Annotated in this window: 16 protein-coding genes and 1 tRNA gene; 10 read left to right on the top strand and 7 right to left on the bottom strand. The window is 55.5% G+C overall.

What is annotated here, in order from left to right:
* Positions 1–336 precede the first annotated feature (336 nt).
* The 3 genes from uppS to RC85_RS04530 all read right to left on the bottom strand — a co-directional run bounded on the left by uppS (position 337) and on the right by RC85_RS04530 (position 3,329).
* Complete coding sequence (gene uppS / locus RC85_RS04540) at positions 337–1,053, bottom strand: polyprenyl diphosphate synthase (RefSeq protein WP_068259050.1); 717 nt, start codon at positions 1,051–1,053, stop codon at positions 337–339.
* Between the two features lie 187 nt (positions 1,054–1,240).
* Positions 1,241–2,566, bottom strand: a complete 1,326-nt coding sequence (locus tag RC85_RS04535; protein ID WP_200836809.1) for an adenylosuccinate synthase — start codon at positions 2,564–2,566, stop codon at positions 1,241–1,243.
* Between the two features lie 187 nt (positions 2,567–2,753).
* Entirely contained in the window at positions 2,754–3,329 is a 576-nt protein-coding gene (locus tag RC85_RS04530; protein WP_068259048.1) for a glutathione peroxidase, read from the bottom strand.
* A gap of 345 nt (positions 3,330–3,674) precedes the next feature.
* On the opposite strand from RC85_RS04530, the gene RC85_RS04525 reads away from it, so the two are divergent.
* Positions 3,675–5,297, top strand: coding sequence for an MFS transporter (locus RC85_RS04525; protein ID WP_068259046.1), 1,623 nt, complete (start codon positions 3,675–3,677; stop codon positions 5,295–5,297).
* A gap of 74 nt (positions 5,298–5,371) precedes the next feature.
* Here RC85_RS04525 and RC85_RS04520 read toward each other — a convergent pair whose 3' ends face one another.
* The 3 genes from RC85_RS04520 to ychF form a co-directional block, all read right to left on the bottom strand.
* The gene (locus RC85_RS04520; RefSeq protein WP_068259088.1) at positions 5,372–5,698 is read right to left on the bottom strand and encodes an amidohydrolase; all 327 of its coding nucleotides are present in this window, start codon (positions 5,696–5,698) and stop codon (positions 5,372–5,374) included.
* Positions 5,699–5,712: 14 nt separating this feature from the next.
* A complete protein-coding gene (locus RC85_RS04515; protein WP_068259044.1) occupies positions 5,713–6,285 on the bottom strand; it encodes a hypothetical protein in 573 nt (190 codons plus the stop codon).
* A gap of 164 nt (positions 6,286–6,449) precedes the next feature.
* The gene (ychF, locus tag RC85_RS04510; RefSeq protein WP_084422342.1) at positions 6,450–7,541 is read right to left on the bottom strand and encodes a redox-regulated ATPase YchF; all 1,092 of its coding nucleotides are present in this window, start codon (positions 7,539–7,541) and stop codon (positions 6,450–6,452) included.
* 505 nt (positions 7,542–8,046) lie between these two features.
* Here ychF and RC85_RS04505 point away from each other — a divergent pair.
* Positions 8,047–8,538: a hypothetical protein gene (locus RC85_RS04505; protein ID WP_157593876.1), complete on the top strand. Its 492-nt coding sequence runs from the start codon at positions 8,047–8,049 to the stop codon at positions 8,536–8,538.
* A gap of 243 nt (positions 8,539–8,781) precedes the next feature.
* Here the strand turns inward: RC85_RS04505 and larC are convergent, their stop codons facing one another.
* Positions 8,782–9,963 (bottom strand): nickel pincer cofactor biosynthesis protein LarC, encoded by a 1,182-nt coding sequence (gene larC, locus RC85_RS04500; protein WP_068259039.1) that lies wholly within the window; start codon positions 9,961–9,963, stop codon positions 8,782–8,784.
* Between the two features lie 108 nt (positions 9,964–10,071).
* Here larC and ykgO point away from each other — a divergent pair, with 108 nt between their 5' ends.
* The 8 genes from ykgO (at position 10,072) to RC85_RS04460 (ending at position 17,787) form a co-directional block, all read left to right on the top strand.
* Entirely contained in the window at positions 10,072–10,224 is a 153-nt protein-coding gene (gene ykgO, locus RC85_RS04495) for a type B 50S ribosomal protein L36 (protein WP_068259038.1), read from the top strand.
* 448 nt (positions 10,225–10,672) lie between these two features.
* Positions 10,673–11,047 carry a DUF4430 domain-containing protein gene (locus RC85_RS04490; RefSeq protein WP_068259036.1) on the top strand — a complete coding sequence of 125 codons (375 nt, stop codon included), beginning with the start codon at positions 10,673–10,675 and terminating at the stop codon, positions 11,045–11,047.
* 63 nt (positions 11,048–11,110) lie between these two features.
* Positions 11,111–11,199: transfer RNA gene (locus RC85_RS04485), tRNA-Ser, on the top strand.
* The gene (gene upp, locus RC85_RS04480; RefSeq protein ID WP_084422341.1) at positions 11,158–11,868 is read left to right on the top strand and encodes a uracil phosphoribosyltransferase; all 711 of its coding nucleotides are present in this window, start codon (positions 11,158–11,160) and stop codon (positions 11,866–11,868) included. Before RC85_RS04485 ends, upp begins: the two co-directional genes overlap by 42 nt.
* Before the next feature lie 29 nt (positions 11,869–11,897).
* Complete coding sequence (locus RC85_RS04475) at positions 11,898–13,142, top strand: NupC/NupG family nucleoside CNT transporter (RefSeq protein ID WP_068259034.1); 1,245 nt, start codon at positions 11,898–11,900, stop codon at positions 13,140–13,142.
* Between the two features lie 309 nt (positions 13,143–13,451).
* Positions 13,452–14,405, top strand: a complete 954-nt coding sequence (gene ygfZ / locus RC85_RS04470) for a CAF17-like 4Fe-4S cluster assembly/insertion protein YgfZ (protein ID WP_068259032.1) — start codon at positions 13,452–13,454, stop codon at positions 14,403–14,405.
* Between the two features lie 17 nt (positions 14,406–14,422).
* A complete protein-coding gene (locus RC85_RS04465; RefSeq protein WP_068259030.1) occupies positions 14,423–15,091 on the top strand; it encodes an ECF-type sigma factor in 669 nt (222 codons plus the stop codon).
* Positions 15,088–17,787, top strand: a complete 2,700-nt coding sequence (locus tag RC85_RS04460) for a serine/threonine-protein kinase (RefSeq protein ID WP_068259029.1) — start codon at positions 15,088–15,090, stop codon at positions 17,785–17,787. The genes RC85_RS04465 and RC85_RS04460 overlap by 4 nt, the downstream gene beginning before the upstream one ends.
* The last annotated feature ends 220 nt before the right edge of the window (positions 17,788–18,007 follow it).

Here is an 18,007-nt window from a genome sequence, read left to right as displayed (position 1 = left end):
GGACAAGCCCGCAACGGAAATCGATCGAGTTGCCTCCTACGATTCGAATGGCCGCATTGGACTGAAAGCGGAACAAATTCTTAATTGCAAAATACTATGTCAATACCAAAGATTTAGCGGCCCAGGCATCGCCCCGCGCGTCCATGCGGGGCGAAACGCGCGGGGCGATGCCCACGCGGTTAAACGAACTAACCCGTTTTTTCCGAGGCCAAAACACTTCACGGCGTTGGGCAAGACCCACGGCACCGTGCTTTCGCCCCAGCCGGGGCTGTAGCAAATGCCCGGCTACGGGGGCGGGGCGCCGGCAATCTACTTTCGCCTACTACAGCCCTTACGCTACACATCCAAACCGCCAAACCGGCGTTGGCGGCTGGCGAATTCGTGGATCGCTTCCATGAAATCTTCTCGTTCAAATTCGGGCCAGCATTTTTCTGTCATCCACATTTCGGCGTAGCTGATTTGCCACAGCAGAAAATTGCTGACACGCATGTCGCCGCCGGTGCGAATTAGAAGGTCAATCTCGGGCAGCCCGTCGGTGTACAGCTTGCTGGCGAACGTTTCTTCATTGATGTCAGAAGATGCGAGATTACCCGATGCAACGTCATCAGCAAGTTGCCGGGCGGCATGCGTGATTTCATCGCGACCGCCATAGTCGATCGCAAGCACCAATTGGGTGCCAGGATTATCGGCGGACATTTCGAGCGTGCGATCCATCTGGTCCAACACGTTGGCGGGTAAGCGATCGCGGCGGCCAATGACTTTCAATCGCAGGCCTTGGTCCATGATCGTCCGCCGCTCTTCGATCAGATACTGCTCCAACAGGTGCATCAGGAAATCGAGTTCCGTTTGCGGTCGTTTCCAATTCTCGCTGGACAAGCAATATAACGTCACCGCCTCGATCCCAAGCTCCGTTGCCGTTTCGCTGACCATGCGAACGGTGCTCACGCCACGGCGATGGCCTTCGACTCGCGGCAGATCGCGAGACGTGGCCCAACGTCCATTCCCATCCATGATGATGGCGATGTGATGCGGTGGTTGCAGATTGTTTGGCATCAGTTTTAACGACGGGTTACTCAGAAACCGATACGTAAAGGCTTGTTCAATTAATCGATATCTCAACGTTCATGGTGAGCCGCTGGCCGTCAGGCCGTCAGGCCTCGGGCAACCTGGCATGCCCGGCCGCTCACGCGTCGCGGCTCACTTAATCAATAAGCCGTTACAGATTGGTTTGCTAACAAAGCTACGCGACGGGCGCTGCTTTCAGCGGCAAGGCCTGATCGGTGAAAATGGTTTGAGCTCGGTCGGGGCCAACGCTCAATACGCCAACGGGAACGCCAACCAATTCTTCGATTCGTTTGACATACGCCAACGCACCGGCAGGGAATTCTTCCATCTTGCGAACGTCGTCCACGGGCTCTTTCCAGCCTGGAATCGTTTCGTAGATTGGCTTGCAACGACGCAGTTCTTCCGCATGAGCCGGCACGCGTGTGATCCGCTCGCCATCAAGTTCGTAAGCGACACAGACTTTCAGTTCATCAAGATGCGCCAGCACGTCCATCATCATCAATGCCAATCGAGTCACGCCGCTTAGTCTTGCCGTGTAACGAACCGCGACCGCGTCGAACCAACCGCAACGTCGTGGGCGGCCGGTGGTGGTTCCAAATTCGTTTCCTAGCTTGCGAATTTTCTCGCCGATCTCGTTGTCCTGTTCAGTTTGGAATGGACCACCGCCAACACGCGTGCTGTAAGCCTTGCAAACCCCAAGCACCTGATGAATCCATTTCGGCGGAACTCCCGCACCGGCACAAACGCCGACACCGCTACTGTTGCTGCTGGTCACAAACGGGAACGTGCCGTGGTCGATGTCCAGCAAAGCTCCCTGAGCACCTTCGAACAGAATCGCTTTGTCATCTTCCGCCGCATCGAGCAAAAAGTCGGTTGTGTCACCGATCATGCCGCCCAAGCGATCCGCCCAACCAGCCGCCATCGCGATGATTTTCTCGGGCGAGATTTCATCGAGGTCTTCCTGCGGGGCGCCCATGCCTCGCAGCAATTCCAGCTTGGCCTTGGCAACGTCGCCAAGTCGTTCGTCACGATTTTGCTGCATCAAATCCGCCATGCGAATCGCGTGCGTGCGACCGACCTTATCGCGGTAACACGGACCGATGCCACGGTTGGTCGTCCCGATCGATTCACCACGAACCGCGGCTGCGTTGATGAATTTGTCCTCGGCCATGTGCCAAGGCATCACCAAGTGAGCTCTTTCACTGATCCGCATATTCACGCTGCAATCGATGCCGCGTTTGGCCAGCCCGTCGATCTCGTCCAACATCGTGGTTGGGTTAATGACGACGCCGGGCGTGATCAGGTTTTGGACTTCTGGATGCAGGATTCCGCTAGGGATATGGTGCAGTTTGTAAGTCTGATCGCCGGCGACGACCGTGTGACCGGCGTTGGCACCGCCCTGATAGCGAACGACCAAATCAAATCGAGGGGCTAGCAGATCGACGAGCTTTCCCTTCGCCTCATCACCCCACTGCAAACCAATTACGCAAGTTCCCGACACCACAAAACCCTTCACAAAGCCAGTAAAAAGGACCAACGCTAGGTGTGGACGACCTACACCGCACGCGCAGCCCGAAAGCCTAAAGGGATCGGTAAGCCAAGGCAATGACCAGGAAGGCCGGGGATCCAACACGCCCCAATGCAATTGCCGGAACTGCGCTAAGCTTGTTCCGGCCTACAAAAAACGGCTACTTCGCCAATTCGGCTTCGATCACCTTGACCAGATCTTCGTCCAGGGGAATTGTCCGCGGCGAAAAGCGGGCGACGGCTTGGCCTTCGCGATCGATGACGAACTTCTCGAAATTCCAGCTAATCTCGCCATCTCCGGCAGGTTCCAGCTCTGTTCCGGTCAGCTTTTTGTAGATCGGTGCGGCGTCGTCACCGTTCACCTTCACTTTGCTCATCATCGGGAACGAGACGTCGTACTTGGTGCTGCAGAACTTTTTGACGTCCGCATCGCTGCCGGGTTCTTGGCCACCGAATTGGTTGCAGGGGAAACCCAACACGACGAGCCCCTGGTCTTTGTACTTGCCATACAGCTTTTCCAAATCCGAGTATTGCCGGGTCAGACCGCATTTGCTGGCCGTGTTGACGATCAGTACGACCTTGCCTTCGTAGTCTTCGAGATCGACTTCGTTGCCGTCGATGTCGTTCATCTTGAAGTCGAGGTTGCAGTCATGGCCTTCGTGGTCGTGAGCAGAGACGGGATTGGTCATGGCGGCGAGGACTCCGAGGCAAAGGACGGAAAGCAGGAAAGTACGCATGGGCAAAGGCTCCGGTGAGGATGGCAACCGTAGCTGATCCCGCCAGGGTTCAGTCCACGATCAGTTGAGGTTCGACTGAACGAGTTACGGCTGAACGCGGTTCGACTGGCACCCTGGCCGGGAACAGCTACGACAACGTTCAGCTAGGACAAAGTTCAGCCAGGACAAAGTTCAGCTACGGCAAAGTATACGGACCATGACAGTGGCGACGACCAACCCCGTCGATTAGGCTGCCCTTTTGGCGAGAATGCGCACCAGTATTCTTGACGAAGGGAGTGCAGACTGCCAGCATTGGCAGATTGCTCGCCTCTGCCCCCGTTCTCCAACTGCTGATTGGCCTTGTCCATGACTGATTCCACCGACAAACCATCTCTGTACATGTTTTGGGGATGCTTCATCGCGTTGATCACGACCGCGTTCGCATTCATCACGCGAGCTTTCATGATCAACACCCAATCGATGTGGCCATCAGACTTTGGACTTAATGATGTTCAGGCTCAAGAATTATTCGGCAGCGGGATCTGGCCATTCGCGATCAGCATCATTCTTTTCAGCTTGGTGATCGACAAAATTGGCTATCGAGTTGCGATGGTGTTTAGCTTTGTTTGCTACACAGCCTACGCCGCATTGGCGTTGATGGCTTACAGCACCGTTAACGCCGAGGGGCTTGCGGGTGCAGAGTTGGCCGATGCCCAGGCTGCTGGTTTGAAGCTATTGACGATCGGTTCAATCATTCTGGGGTTGGGGAACGGCACCGTCGAAGCTTTTATCAATCCCGTCGTCGCCACCATGTTCAGTTCCAACAAGACAAAATACTTGAACATGCTGCACGCGGGTTGGCCGGGTGGATTGGTCCTCGGTGGAATCATTACGCTTTTACTTGGCACTGCGGCGACTGACGATTGGCGTTTACTGATTTACATCATCGCAATTCCTGCGGTCGTTTATTTGGCGATGTTGATCGGCGTGAAATTCCCTGTGTCTGAACGTGTCAGCGGAGGAGCGACTTACCGCGACATGCTCGGCGAATTTGGTGTGATCGGGGCGGCGCTTGCTTCGTATCTGATCTTCCGTCAACTGGGTGACGTGTTCGCACTCCCATCCGCGGTCGTTTGGGGGCTGATCATTGCCTCGGTCGTTGCCTATGGAGCCTATTGTCGCTCGCTCGGTCGGCCACTAATGATCTTGCTTTGTTTGATCATGATGCCTTTGGCTACGACTGAACTTGGAACCGACGGTGCGATCACGGGGATTATGGAGGAACCGATGACAGCGGCCGGTTTTAGTCCGCTTTGGGTTCTGATTTATACGTCCGCCATCATGATGGTTTTACGATTTTTTGCCGGTCCAGTGGTCAAGGCACTAACCCCGCTGGGATTGTTGGCTTCGTGTGCGGCGCTGGCGATTATTGGCTTGTATTGGCTTTCGGGCGTCCAGGGTTTTGCAATGATTTTCGCGGCTGCTGGTGTTTATGGTGTTGCCAAAACGTATTTCTGGCCAACGATGTTGGGTGTCGTTGCGGAACAGTTCCCGAAGGGCGGAGCAGTCACGCTCAATGCGATCGCCGGTATAGGGATGTTGTCTGTTGGTATTATTGGCGGACCGTTAATCGGGCGAATGCAAGAAGGTTCAGCCGAAACTGCGATTGTTCAGCAGATGCCCGGTGTTTACGAAGAAATCTCAGCCGAGAATTCTTACTTTTTAGGAAAGTACACCGCCGTTGATTCGGACAAAGTTGAAAAGATGGAGCCGGAACAGGTTGAGCAAATTCAGCAAACGGTCAAAGCCGCCAAGCAGAACGCCCTTGCGAAAATCGCCATCTTCCCCGCCGTCATGCTGATTTGTTACATCGCATTGCTGCTGTACTTCAAGTCAAAGGGCGGTTATCGAGCTGTCGAAATGTCAAAAGGCGGCGAAGTCTCTGCTGCGGACGCGATCGATGATGCCGCCGAAGCGCCCCAGCTTTAAAGCTTTCCGGCAGTCCAATACGCCGCAATGCAATTGCCGGAACTTCGCTTCGCTTGTTCCGGCCTACGGGACGCCTACAGAAGAACTTTGATTTGATCGACGGCCAACCTTAATGAGCGGGCGGCCATTGCGAAATTGGTGTGGCCGCTGACTTCGGGTTGGATCTCTTCGTACAACTCCGTTGCCCTGGTTAGGCGGCGGAGTTTTTTCTTGGCCATCTTCAAATAGACCGCCGGATCTTCGACTTCGGCGACCGGACCGACGGCCAAGATAAAGTCGTAGAGGTCTCGAACGATGTCGCGAAGGTCTTCGTCATCTTCGGCTTCGTCGGCATGCTTCAAGAAAGTGCGCACCATCCAGACGTGCGACACCTGTTGGTCGATCGCACGAACTCGATGCATTGGATCGTCAGCGGTCACGACGACGTTTCATCTTTCAGCGTTGCTGGTGAACTCTGCGCCGTTGTCGTTTCCACCGCTGGCTTTTTCGGTGCGGCGTGTCCGTGCGGCGTGTTCATTGCGACTAAAACGACGCCGACAACAGTTAACGCCATGCCGACCCACAACAGCGGATTGATTGTCACACCGCCGTGCAATCGAAGGATCGAAACGATCGCGGTGACCGATACTGCACCACCAAATACGATCGGCATGACCAACAACGCGTTGCCCTTGCTGGTCATCATCGCGGTGGTCAAACACAACGCGCCGAACGCACCAAGCGACCCAGCCAGGAAGCCCCATTTCATGGTCGCAAAATGTTCGCCGGTGAAACTGTAAGTGTCACCCTTGACGCCCATCATGATCAGGCCGCCGATGACCGCGATCACCAGGTAGGCGATGCCGATGAAAACATAAGGCTTAAACGGTGACCACAGTTTGGCTCCGTCCACCATCGGTGCCTGAGCGTTTCCGATCGTCGGTCCATAACAGCCCCAGAACATCGCGGTGCCGAGTGCAAAGAGAATTGGAATTAACATTTTGTTCATGAAGCTCTCGAAAAGGATGTGCTGGATTTTTTTATAGGTGGGCTTCGAAGGGCCTTGTCTTAACGTAGCTGATCCCGCCAGGGTTCAGTCCACGATTGGCTACAGCTTGACTGAACCCTGGCGGGATCAGCTACGGGGAAATCGCTGCAATTCTAAAGCCGTTTTTAAACGTTGAACAGGAAATGGCAAATGTCGCCATCCTTCATCACGTAACTCTTTCCCTCGACTCTTAGTTTACCGGCTTGGCGAATGTCTTTTTCTGTCTTGTGTTCTTCCAGGTCTTCAAGCGTGTAGACCTCGCAGCGAATGAAGCCGCGTTCAAAATCCGTGTGGATCACTCCGGCGGCCTGCGGCGCGGTCGCGCCGGCGGGAATCGTCCAAGCTCGGACCTCTTTTTCGCCGGCGGTGAAATAGCTTTCCAGACCGAGTGTTTTGTAGGCACCGCGAGCGATCGAATGCAGGGCTGGTTCATCCAAACCGACTTCGGACAGCATTTCGGCACGATCAGCTTCGTCAAGTTCGGCGAGTTCAGATTCTAATTTTGCACAAACGCAAACGACGCTGGCCCCGGCCTTGTCGGCGTACTCGCGAACCTTGGTCACCAGAGGATCTTTGCCTTCCAGATCATTTTCGCCGACGTTGGCGACGTACAAAATCGACTTGGCCGTCATCAGCCCGTAGCTGGACACCGCCGCACGTTCGATCTCGTTCAATTCAAGCGTCCGCAGCGGTTGGTCGGCCGCCAGATGCTCGTTGCACTTCTTGATCACTTCGACGCGAACCTTCGCATCCTTGTCGCCGCTGCGAGCCGTCTTTTCGGCTTTGCCGATCGCGTTTTCCAGCGTTTGGATGTCGGCCAGCATCAATTCAGTTTCGATGATTTCGATGTCGGCGATCGGATCGACTTGACCGGAAACGTGGATCACATCGGGATCCTCGAAACAGCGGACGACTTGGATGATGGCATCGACTTGGCGAATGTGGCTGAGGAATTTATTGCCGAGTCCTTCGCCTTCGCTGGCCCCTTTGACAATGCCAGCGATATCGACCAATTTCAAAATCGCCGGGATCGTTTTTTTAGGAACGATGTACTTGGTGATTCGATCCAGCCGCGGATCGGGCACGCTGACGATGCCCTCGTTCGGCTCGATGGTGCAGAACGGATAGTTTTCGCTTTGCGCCGCTTGTGAACAAGTCAGTGCGTTGAAAAGGGTGCTCTTGCCAACGTTTGGCAGGCCGACGATGCCAGCTTCCATGGAAATCTGCGAATTACGTGGTTGTTTTGGGATGATTTACTTCGCCAAAATCGTATCACCGGGGATGGATAGGGCCGAGGGGGGCACGCGAATGGAGTCATTTTCAAGTTTTTGAATGGATTTGCTTTAGGAGGCTAGCACGCGATGCCGATCCCTAGCTTTTGCACGACGCATTTTTGATCGACCCACTGTCGATTTAGTTTCATGGACGAAGCTGGTAGCCCACTCGCTGCTGCCGAGCTTTCATTCCAACTGCTTGGCTGGCCGCGTTCGTTTTTCCTTCCAGCTCCGAGCCCTCAGTACCTTGCGCAACTTAACTCTTGGCGTATTAATCGTCACAGGCGGCACCCTCGCAGCCCTACCGTTCCGCCGATCACCCGCCATTCCAGACGCACCCTCCCATCTAACTCAATCGCCAACCCAGGCAACTGGAACGTTAGATTCGGCGCTGGATTCAGTAACCGTCGTTTCTCCGGTGCATGCCGCTGTTTCGCATGGCAGTCAAATGCAACGCGGTTCCGCCCAGCCTTTTTCTCGTCAAGAAATCCCGGGCTTGGATGAGTTCATTCGCGACGAGGTTCCACCGCGATCAAACGATTTCGCGATCGGCAACCGACCGAATTCGTCGATCAAGCCGCTGACCTACGAAGACTTGATGGCACCGATCGTTCGCCCCAAGTCGATCCAGGATCGATACCAAGCGATCGCGTCGGTCGCTGCCGAGGCACGCCCGCAAAGCGAGGGCTTGGCGATGGAGTTGCCGCCGGTGGAGCGATTGGCCCCGGAACTTCGCAACGAGTTTCAACAGCGGTTCTCGTCCATGAAGCCAAGCCAAATCAGGCAACCGGGTTCACCGGCACCAGCCAATGGCGAACGCGCAGGCGGGTCGCTCGCCAGTTCGATGATTCCAAGAACACCCAGTCTGCCCGAGCTTTCGCAAGCACCGGTGATCGAACAGCCCAGCCAACGGCAGCATCATTGGATCGTGCAGCCTTAGTTGGCGGTTTTCGGCTTGTTGATTTAGTGAGCCGCGACGCGTAAGCGGCCGGGCGTTTGCGCATTTCCCGGTAAACCCAAAATGTCCCTTACGTCCAGCGGCTCACCATCGCCGTTGGGGTGTCGATTGCATATGCAAGCCGCTGCGGCGCAGTCCCGGCAATTGCAGTTCCGGCAACTGCATTGGATGGTGTGGGATTGCCGGAACTGCGTTTCACTTTGTTCCGGCCTACTTCAATTACATCTACTCGGTGAATTTCGACTGCGCCGCCAAGCGAACATCGCTGGCCAATTCGCCTTTTTCCATCGCGATTTTTTCCACCGCATCGTGGTCTGGCTTGAAGCGTTGTGTACCGCTGGGCAACGTGACCGTCTTTCCCGTGATCGTTCCGAACTTGGTTTCGACGGACGAATCTTGTCGGGCTAATTTGTGTCGGTCGAGTGTTTGACGTCGAATGCCGATCGTCGAGGTTGCTGCAAAAAGCAGTGACTCCAACTCATCAACCAAATGGGTCGGCGCGAGCACGGAGAAGAGAGCTCCGCTGCGACCCTTCTTCATCACGCAGGGAGTTTGGAAAACGTCCAACGCTCCGGCCGACATCAATCGCTCCGCCGCACCGGCGAGTTGTTCGGCGGTGCAGTCATCGATGTTGGTTTCCAGCATCACAACTTGATCGGACTCGATCGATGTCGAATCTGAACCCGTCACCGTTCCGATCAGCACCCGCAGCACGTTGGCTTGTGAGGGCAAGTCTTTGGTACCGGCTCCGAACCCGATCGCGTCGATGGTCATCGCGGGCAACGATCCGAACCGAGTCGCTTGCGCCTTCAAGATCGCCGCGCCGGTCGGGGTGGTTAGTTCGGCTTCGACGTCGCAAGCTGCGATCGGGACGCCTTTCAAAATTTCGGCGGTCGCGGGTGCTGGGATCGAGACTTTTCCATGCGCGATCGTGATGGATCCGGTGCCGGTCGGGACGGGTGATGATTGGACTTCGTCGATGCCGAGCGAGACCAGTGCCACGGCGGCTCCGACGATGTCGGCGATCGAATCGATGGCTCCGACTTCGTGAAAGTGGACTTTTTCGAGCGTCGAACCGTGGACCTTGGCCTCGGCGACGGCAACTTCCTGGAAAATTTTCTTGGCCAACGTTTTGGCGGCGGGCGAGATTTCGGTCGCTCCGTCGATCATGTCGGTGATGTGGTGCAGGTGCCGGTGAGCGTGTTCCGGCGGGTGGTCGATTTGCACACTGACCGCACGAAAACCATACTTTTTGACTTCTGACGCGGTGATTGAAACCTCTGGCAGCCCCATCGATTGGACTGCGGACTCGATTTTCTTGACGTCGGCACCGGCGTCGATCAGGGCCCCCAAAGTCATGTCGCCGGAGATTCCGCTGAGACAGTCAAAGTATGCAATTCGTGGCATTTGGGCAGGATTTGATTTGGCGTTGAAGGTTTAGTGAGTGTTGCTATACTCCGCGATTCTTAAACCAGCACAAGATGCCTCCATCTAAATAGCCAGAGATTCGATTCGATGAAAGTTGTCAGCAGCATTGGTGCCTTGAAGTACCGTCACCCCGACTGCCAAGTCGTCAAACGCCGTGGCCGAATTTACGTGATTTGCAAGAGCAACCCGAAGTTCAAGGTCCGCCAAGGCGGAGCCAAGGTCAAGAAAACTCGCCGATAATCGGCAGTTAGAGAGAGCGAGAGCTCATCCCGAAATGTGACGACCGGAAACCCGCCGGTCGTTTTTCATGCGCCAACATTGCGGCAAACCAGAGAATTGATGTGGGGCAGCCATCCGGGTGCTCGCGCACCCGGCAGGGAGCTGCCGGCCCTCCGGGCCTATTGCGCAGTAACTGATGCGACGTCCCCAGCGAAATCCCCAGCGAAAAGCGACTATAAAAAGTCGTACGTTCCTAACACGTGTTTTCCGGGACCAAAACCCTTCACGGCGCGGGGCGATGCCCACGCGGCTAAACAAAACAATCGTTTTTACTGGATAGAATCTCCTCACGGCGTGGGGTTCAGGATTCGATCGATTCATGCTCGACTGAACCCTGGCGGGATCAGCTACGGGTAGATGTTTTTTCAGTGACTCACACTACTTTCCTCATCGATTAGGTCTTTTCATCATGCGCATTCTCGGTCCACTGTTCCTGCTGATCGCACTTGCCGGTTGCACGACACAAACCCAAGAACCAGATACGAATGCCGCCACCGGTGTTGTCACCTTCGAATTCAAAACAGGTGACGAAACAGAAGTCGTCAACGTGGAAGGCATCGCTGATGGAGAAACGGTTGAATCCGTGATGCGTAAGATCGACGAAGTTGAGGTTTCAATTTCGGGCAGCGGCACGACTGCTTTCGTCAACAAGATTGGCGAAAAGGCGACCGCCAATGGTGAAGGTTGGACGTACACCATCGATGGTCAGCGGGCCGAACGCGGCATCGGAGCAACCCCGTTGTCACCACCGGCAACCGTGACTTGGGAATACGGTGAGTTTTAAACTCGCTGGGTTCGAGATCACTTTCACGGTCGATAACGCTTTGCTACGATGCACCCACCAGAAGGACGGTTGGCCGAGTCTGGTTTATGGCACTAGTCTTGAAAACTAGCGTGCGTGAAAACGTACCGGGGGTTCGAATCCCTCACCGTCCGCTTCTTACATCGAGCAGCATCGAGCAGTATTCCGTGTCAGGTGTCATCAAAATCGAACACCCGTTGATTGAGCATCACCTTTGCGTGGTGCGAGATCAGGCGACCCGCCCGAGTGAATTCCGTGCCGCGATTGCTCGTTTGACGGTCTTGGTTGCGACTCACGCGACAAATGACCTGCCGCTAAGTCCGGTCAAGATCACGACGCCGATTTGTGATGCGGATTGCCGATCCTTGTCGATCAACATCGGCTTGGTTCCGATTTTGCGTGCGGGCTTGGGCATGGTTGATCCACTGCAAAATCTGTTGCCCGATGCTGCGGTTTGGCATTTGGGTTTGTATCGAAACGAAGAGACCGCCGAACCGGTTGGCTATTACGACAAGCTGCCCAACAGTGGTGCGCCCAATGTTGCTTTGGTCTTGGATCCGATGTTGGCGACCGGCGGCAGCGTTGAATTGGTGATCGAGCGATTGCAGAGTTGGGGCGTCGATGACATCCGAGTGCTCAGCGTGATCGCGTCACAAACAGGCATCGACCGAGTTGCAAAAGACTTTCCTGATGTGCGATTGTACGTGGCTGCGATCGATCCGGAATTGAACGACCAAGCTTACATCGTGCCGGGGCTGGGCGACGCCGGCGATCGTATTTTTGACACTCCTCAAAACGATTAAACTGCAAATCGGCAAAACGAAAGAATCGCATGCAAGCCCGAATGATTTGTTTGTTGGGATTGTTTGCCTTCATCGCAATCGCCTGGGTGATCAGCACTGACCGTCGTCGGTTCCCCGTTCGCATCGTCATCGGCGGGCTGTTTTTGCAGTTGGCATTGGGGCTGCTTGTCTTGCGAACTGAACCCGGCCGATTTGTCTTCATCAAGATCGGCGAAGCGTTTTCGGCGGTCATGGAAACGGTCGCCGTCGGCAGCGGATTCCTGTTCAACGCTGGCCCCGATCCATCTTTGTTGCAGACGTTTGCGTTCGGTGTCTTGCCAACGGTGATCTTCTTTTCGTCGCTAATGAGCATCCTGTATCATCTGGGAATCATGCAGCGATTGGTTTGGGCGATGGCGTGGGTGATGCGTTTTACCCTGGGAACATCAGGTGCAGAAACCTTGGCGGCAGCGGCGAACGTTTTCGTCGGGCACACCGAAGCACCTTTGGTCGTGAAGCCTTACTTGGCAACGATGACCCGCAGCGAATTGTGCGCGATGATGACTGGCGGATTTGCGACCGTGACCGGCGGCCTGCTGGGCGTCTACGCGGGAATGGGAATCGATATCTCTCACTTGCTGACCGCGTCGGTGATCAGTGCGCCGGCCGCGCTGTTGATTTCTAAAGTCATGGTGCCTGAATCAGAACCAGAAAAAGTGTCAGCCGAGATGACGCTCTCTGCGCCCAGCAACCATGTCAACGTGATCGGCGCGGCCGTCGAAGGAGCGAGCGATGGGATGAAGTTGGCGATCAATGTGGGGGCAATGCTGATCGCGTTCTTGGCGTTGCTGGCCCTAGTCGATGTCATCCTGGGTTATGGATGTCAACTAACGGGATTGATCGATGAACAGAAAAATCCGCTGGTGACTTTGGGCGTGATTTTGGGTTACGTGTGTTGGCCGTTGGCTTGGTTGTTGGGGATTCCGGCGGCCGAATGCATGGAGGCGGGGCGATTGATTGGTCTGAAAACGGTTGCCAATGAATTCATTGCTTATGATCAGTTGGGGAAAGTTGCCACGGGCGAAGGTGGCGTCATCAGCGAAAGAACGCGAACCGTTTTGACATACGCGTTGGCCGGGTTCAGCAATTTGGGCGCGATCGGAATCCAAGTCGGTGGCATTGGCGGATTGGAACCAACGCGAAAGAATGATCTGGCCCGACTCGGCCTGCGAGCGATGGTGGGCGGGCTGCTGGCATGCTGCATGACTGGTGCCGTCGCCGGGTTGTTGCTGTAACAGAATACTTGACGCGAGCGACACTGTTTACTTCCACCGCGCAGCGAGGGAGGGCGGCCGTTCGAAGACACGTGTTAGTTCGTTTAGCCGCGTGGGCATCGCCCCGCGCGTTCGGGGCCGCACGACGCGTGGGGCGATGCCCACGCGGTTAAACGGGTTAGAAATCCTTCACGGCGTTGGGGGGCCAGCGTTGCCGTGAACCCTCTCCCTCGCTTAGGCTCGACCTCTCCCGAAGGGAGAAGTGCAACATTGAAAACGCAATACAATTAATCAAAACGGAAAAGCGCGGTGCCCAGCACTGATTCAATCATGACAAACATTTACTACCTACCCAAGCTATCCATCATCGATGTTCGCGGTGCGGACAGCGCCGCGATCCTGCACAACGTGACCACCAACGCCGTCAAGACGCTGGACGTGGGGCAAGGCTGCGAGACTTTTGTTACGGAAATTCGTGGCAAGACGCTCGGCCATGGATACTTGTTCCGCACCACCGACGGTTTTCGTTATCTCGGTGCGATGAACCAATCCGACGTGATCATGCAGCACATGGACAAGTACACGATCCGCGAAGACGCTGTTCCGACCAATGCCGATGACCAGTTTCAGGCTCTGGTGATTGCCCCTGGCGATGCCGCGAACTTGGCGATTACGTTGCCTGACAATTCGGCTCCTGCATGCTGGCAGCAGCAGTTTGCTGGCCAGGAATTGACGATGTACCAGGTCGATTTCCTGGGCCCATCAACGGTGATTGCATTGGTCCCATCGGATGTCATGGACTCGGTTTGCGGATCGCTGGCGCAGAAAGACATTACTGTTTTACCGGAGCCCGATTTTCATCGCGCGAGGGTTCACGCCGGTTTTCCTTGGTATGGAATCGATGTGGACGACAAGAATTTGCCTCAGGAAGCCGATCGCGATGCAGCCGCCGTTTCGTTCACTAAAGGGTGCTATTTGGGCCAGGAAACGGTCGCCCGACTGGATGCTCTTGGGCAGGTTCAGCGAAAATTGGTCAAATGGTCGATCGTTGGAATAATGCCTCCGGTGGGGGCGACGTTGGATTGCGACGGCAAGACAGTGGGACGCCTGACCAGTATTGTTGATTCCAGCAGTATTGTTGATTCCAGCAGCGAGGCGTCAGCCATCGCGATCGCACTGGGTTTTGCTCGCAGGAGCCATTTCGAGCCCGGTGCCACCGCCCAAGGCGTGGACGCAGAAACAGGCCAATCGTTTACTGGAACGGTGGTTGGTTCGGACACCTGAGTTGGTACGATAATCCGATGGCAAAACAATCAAAAATTGGCGATCCAGAATTCACGGCGCTGCTCGAATCCGTTCGTGCGGGTGACGAACAGGCGATTGCAACGCTCTGGGAAAACTACTTTCAAAAACTGGTTCGTATCGCGGCCAAGCGATTGCCTGCCAATCTGAAACGCAGCGGCGACGAAGAAGACATTGCCCTGTCGGCTTTCCACAGTTTCATCGCGGGAATTCGCCGCGACCAGTATCCGGACCTAAGTGGTCCCGATAATTTGTGGGGTCTGCTGATCACGTTGACCAGCCGCAAAGCGCACGCACATCTGCGACACCAAACGCGTCAAAAACGTGGCGGCGGCAGCGTCCGCGGCGAATCGGTGTTCATGGATTCGTCAAACCAAGATCGCGGCGGAGGAATCGGTGGCGTCGGGTCGGACAACCAGTCGGCAGACATTCACGCCGAGCTGGCCGAAGCATGCGAAGGCCTGTTGGCTCAACTTGGCGACGATCAGCTTAGGCAAATCGCGGTGATGCGAATGGACGGGTATCTGGTCGATGAAATTGCAGAAAACTTAACGATCAGCAAACGTGCGGTCGAACGAAGATTGCAACTGATTCGCAAAATGTGGAGTGAGCAGGAAGAGGATGAGTCGATCGGCGATGAGTCAAGCGATGACGGGGAATCGTCATGACGCTAAGCGGATTGTCAGCGACCGAGCTCGCACGCATCGATTCGGTTTGCCTGGATTTCGAGTCGCAGTTGCGCCGAGGCGAGGAACCGTCGATCGATGAGATCGTCGATTACCACGGTGGTGAGAACGCCGATCTATTGCGTCAGGAACTCGGCACGATCCGGCAGGAATTGTTGGTTGGCTTGGGCAAGCGTCTCACGCCTTCGCAAGATTCGCAGACCACGATCGCTCCGTTCGGAACCGGACCCCCACCAGCCTCGAAACAGTCGCTGCATCAGTTGCCAATCCCCGGCACACGACTTGGCCCCTATCAAATCGAACGGCAAATCGGTCAAGGTGGAATGGGCGTTGTCTTCTCGGCGCACGATCATCGGCTTGGGCGAAAAGTTGCGATCAAGGTTTTGTCAACGAACATGGCTGGCCGATCTGATCTTGTCGAACGGTTTGATCGCGAAGCACGCGCGGTCGCTGCGATCAGTCATCCCCACATTGTCGAACTGTTCGATGTCGGCAACTTCCAAGGATTGCCTTACGCGGTGATGGAGTTCTTGGACGGGATCACATTCGAGGACTTCTTGAACGATGAATCGTTGACTCCGACCCAGGTTCGTCGGTTCGGCTGCCAGATTGCTGACGCCCTGACCACCGCCCATGCCGCCGGCGTGATTCACCGCGACTTGAAACCGCAAAACATCATGTTGGTCGGCGGCGACCCCACGCGCGACTCGTCCATTTCCGACTCGCGAATTTCGTCGGTTGACCACGCCATCACCAAACTGTTTGACTTCGGATTGTCGCGAGTCGAACTGTTGGTCGCCAGTATGGACGCAGGTGACGAGCTTGACGGCACCCGGACCAGCGAAGGCATGATCATGGGCACGCCGGGTTACATGGCACCCGAACAGGCGTCCGGCGAAGCGGTCACGGCGTCGGCGGATCTGTTCTCGCTGGGCTGTATTTTGTACGAAGCGTTCTACGGCGAACGAGCGTTTGAGGGGAAAACGAAATCTCAGCGAATCGCTGCCGCGATCTCTGATTCACCGGGCGGCGATGCGAACAAGCGAACCGAAGATCCGGAGTTGGCAAAGCTGATCGACGACTGCCTGCAAAAACGCCCGGAGGATCGACCGGAAAACGCTGCCGTGATCGCCGATCGATTGCGAATGGGGTTGGCCGGTGGCGATGGGGCTCGGCCCGTTATTTCGCGTCGAGGTTGGATGGGTTTGGCGGCGACGGGCACGGCGTTGGCGCTTGGCGGTGGAGCAGTCGGCACGTGGTTCAGCATGAAGTCGCGGGCCACGCTGCACGCGATCAATTCGTTAGCTGTTTTGTCATTCGAGGATGAAACGGGATTTCCAAAACTGGACACCAGCCCGGGCAAATCAGACGAACTGCAACCGCTTGGTCAATCGACGCTGTCGCCCGGTGAAGCTCTGCCAGGTTTGTTGGTCCATGAATTGACGCGAGTGTCCGACTTGATGGTGCCCAGTTTTCGTCCCGCGACCGCCAGTTCACCGGCCGAGTATCGTGAGCTTGGTGCTCTGATGGAAGTCGATGCTTTGCTGACGGGAACGGTACGTCCGATCAATTCTGGATCGCAGTCCGCGCCGATGTGGGATCTGGATTTGCAACTGATCTCGTCAAAAACGGGAACTCAAATCTGGGGTAACCGGCTGCAGACCGTCGCCGGCGAACACCGGCTAGCTCAAACTCAAGCCGCATCCAAAATTGCCGCCGTCATCGGGCGACAACTAACGGCATCCGCCGACGGTTCGTCGGCCCCGAATGAACAAGCGTTCCATTGCTTGGTCGATGGGAAACTACGTTCAGATCCAGACAGTGCTGACGGGCTTGCACGTGCCTTGATGTGCTTTGAGAAAGCACATGAGTTTGACGCGAGTTTTGTTGATCCTATCGCTGGGATCGCGCTGACTTCAATCACGTTGGCGGCACAATCGCCGCCCGACCAGGCGATTGAATTGGCCGAACGTGCGAGAAAACGGGCCAGCGAAGCATTGCAGCTAGACAAGATGTCCATCGATGCTCGATTGGCGAAGCTGATGGTGGATTGGCAAATGTTGGGTCGATACAAAAAGATCGACGCGGGCTTTCAAGAATTGATCATGAAGTCGCCCGATCGTTGGCAGATTCATCATCAGTATGCCTTGTTCCTGTTGGCAAGCGGACGCACCGAAGTCGCGATTGCTGAACTTCGCGAAGCATCACTGCTGAGTCCATTATCGATCTCAATCCGAATCGATTTAGCACGAGCGTATTGGTTCGCTGGTGATCACGATCGAGCGATCACGGACGCGATACGAATTCGATCTCGTCCGGGTGGTCAGAAATTGGCTGACGGTTTGCTGATCGATATCTATGAACAGGATGGCGATTTTCAAAAAGCGGCCGAACTGGATCCGATGATCGCCGCTGAATCATCGACATTGGACGCGGCGGGCTATTGGATGAAACGCAAGGATCTTTTGGACTCGATGCCCTACGCTGCTTTTGGCGAAAAGGTCAGTCAGCTCATTTGGTATTCGCGTGCAAGGGAACTCAATGACAAGGCGCTCGCGTATTTCCTGGAACCACGCACTCCGATGTTACCGCTAGCACTGGCGGCCCATCCCAGCCTAACCAAGGCGCGGATGATGAAGCGGGTCACGGAGTTGTTGCCCAGCCGGGGAATGACGTAGGAACTTTCCCGAAATAACTTCCCGGTTTTCCCGTAGCTGGGCCCGCCAGGGTTCAGTCGAGCATTAGCTGTACTCGACTGAACCCTGGCGGGCCCAGCTACGAATAATTTCGCCAAATACGGAAATTGCTTCAGGAAAGTTCCTTAGCAGCAAAGGGTGCATCGGCTTCCGAAGTCCCTTCGCTTGCTTTGCCATTTGCTCACAGCTAGATTCCAGACGC

Origin of the sequence: Rubripirellula obstinata (genome assembly GCF_001642955.1) — a bacterium.
GTDB lineage: Bacteria > Planctomycetota > Planctomycetia > Pirellulales > Pirellulaceae > Rubripirellula > Rubripirellula obstinata.
This window is presented reverse-complemented; position numbering and strand designations above follow the sequence as displayed.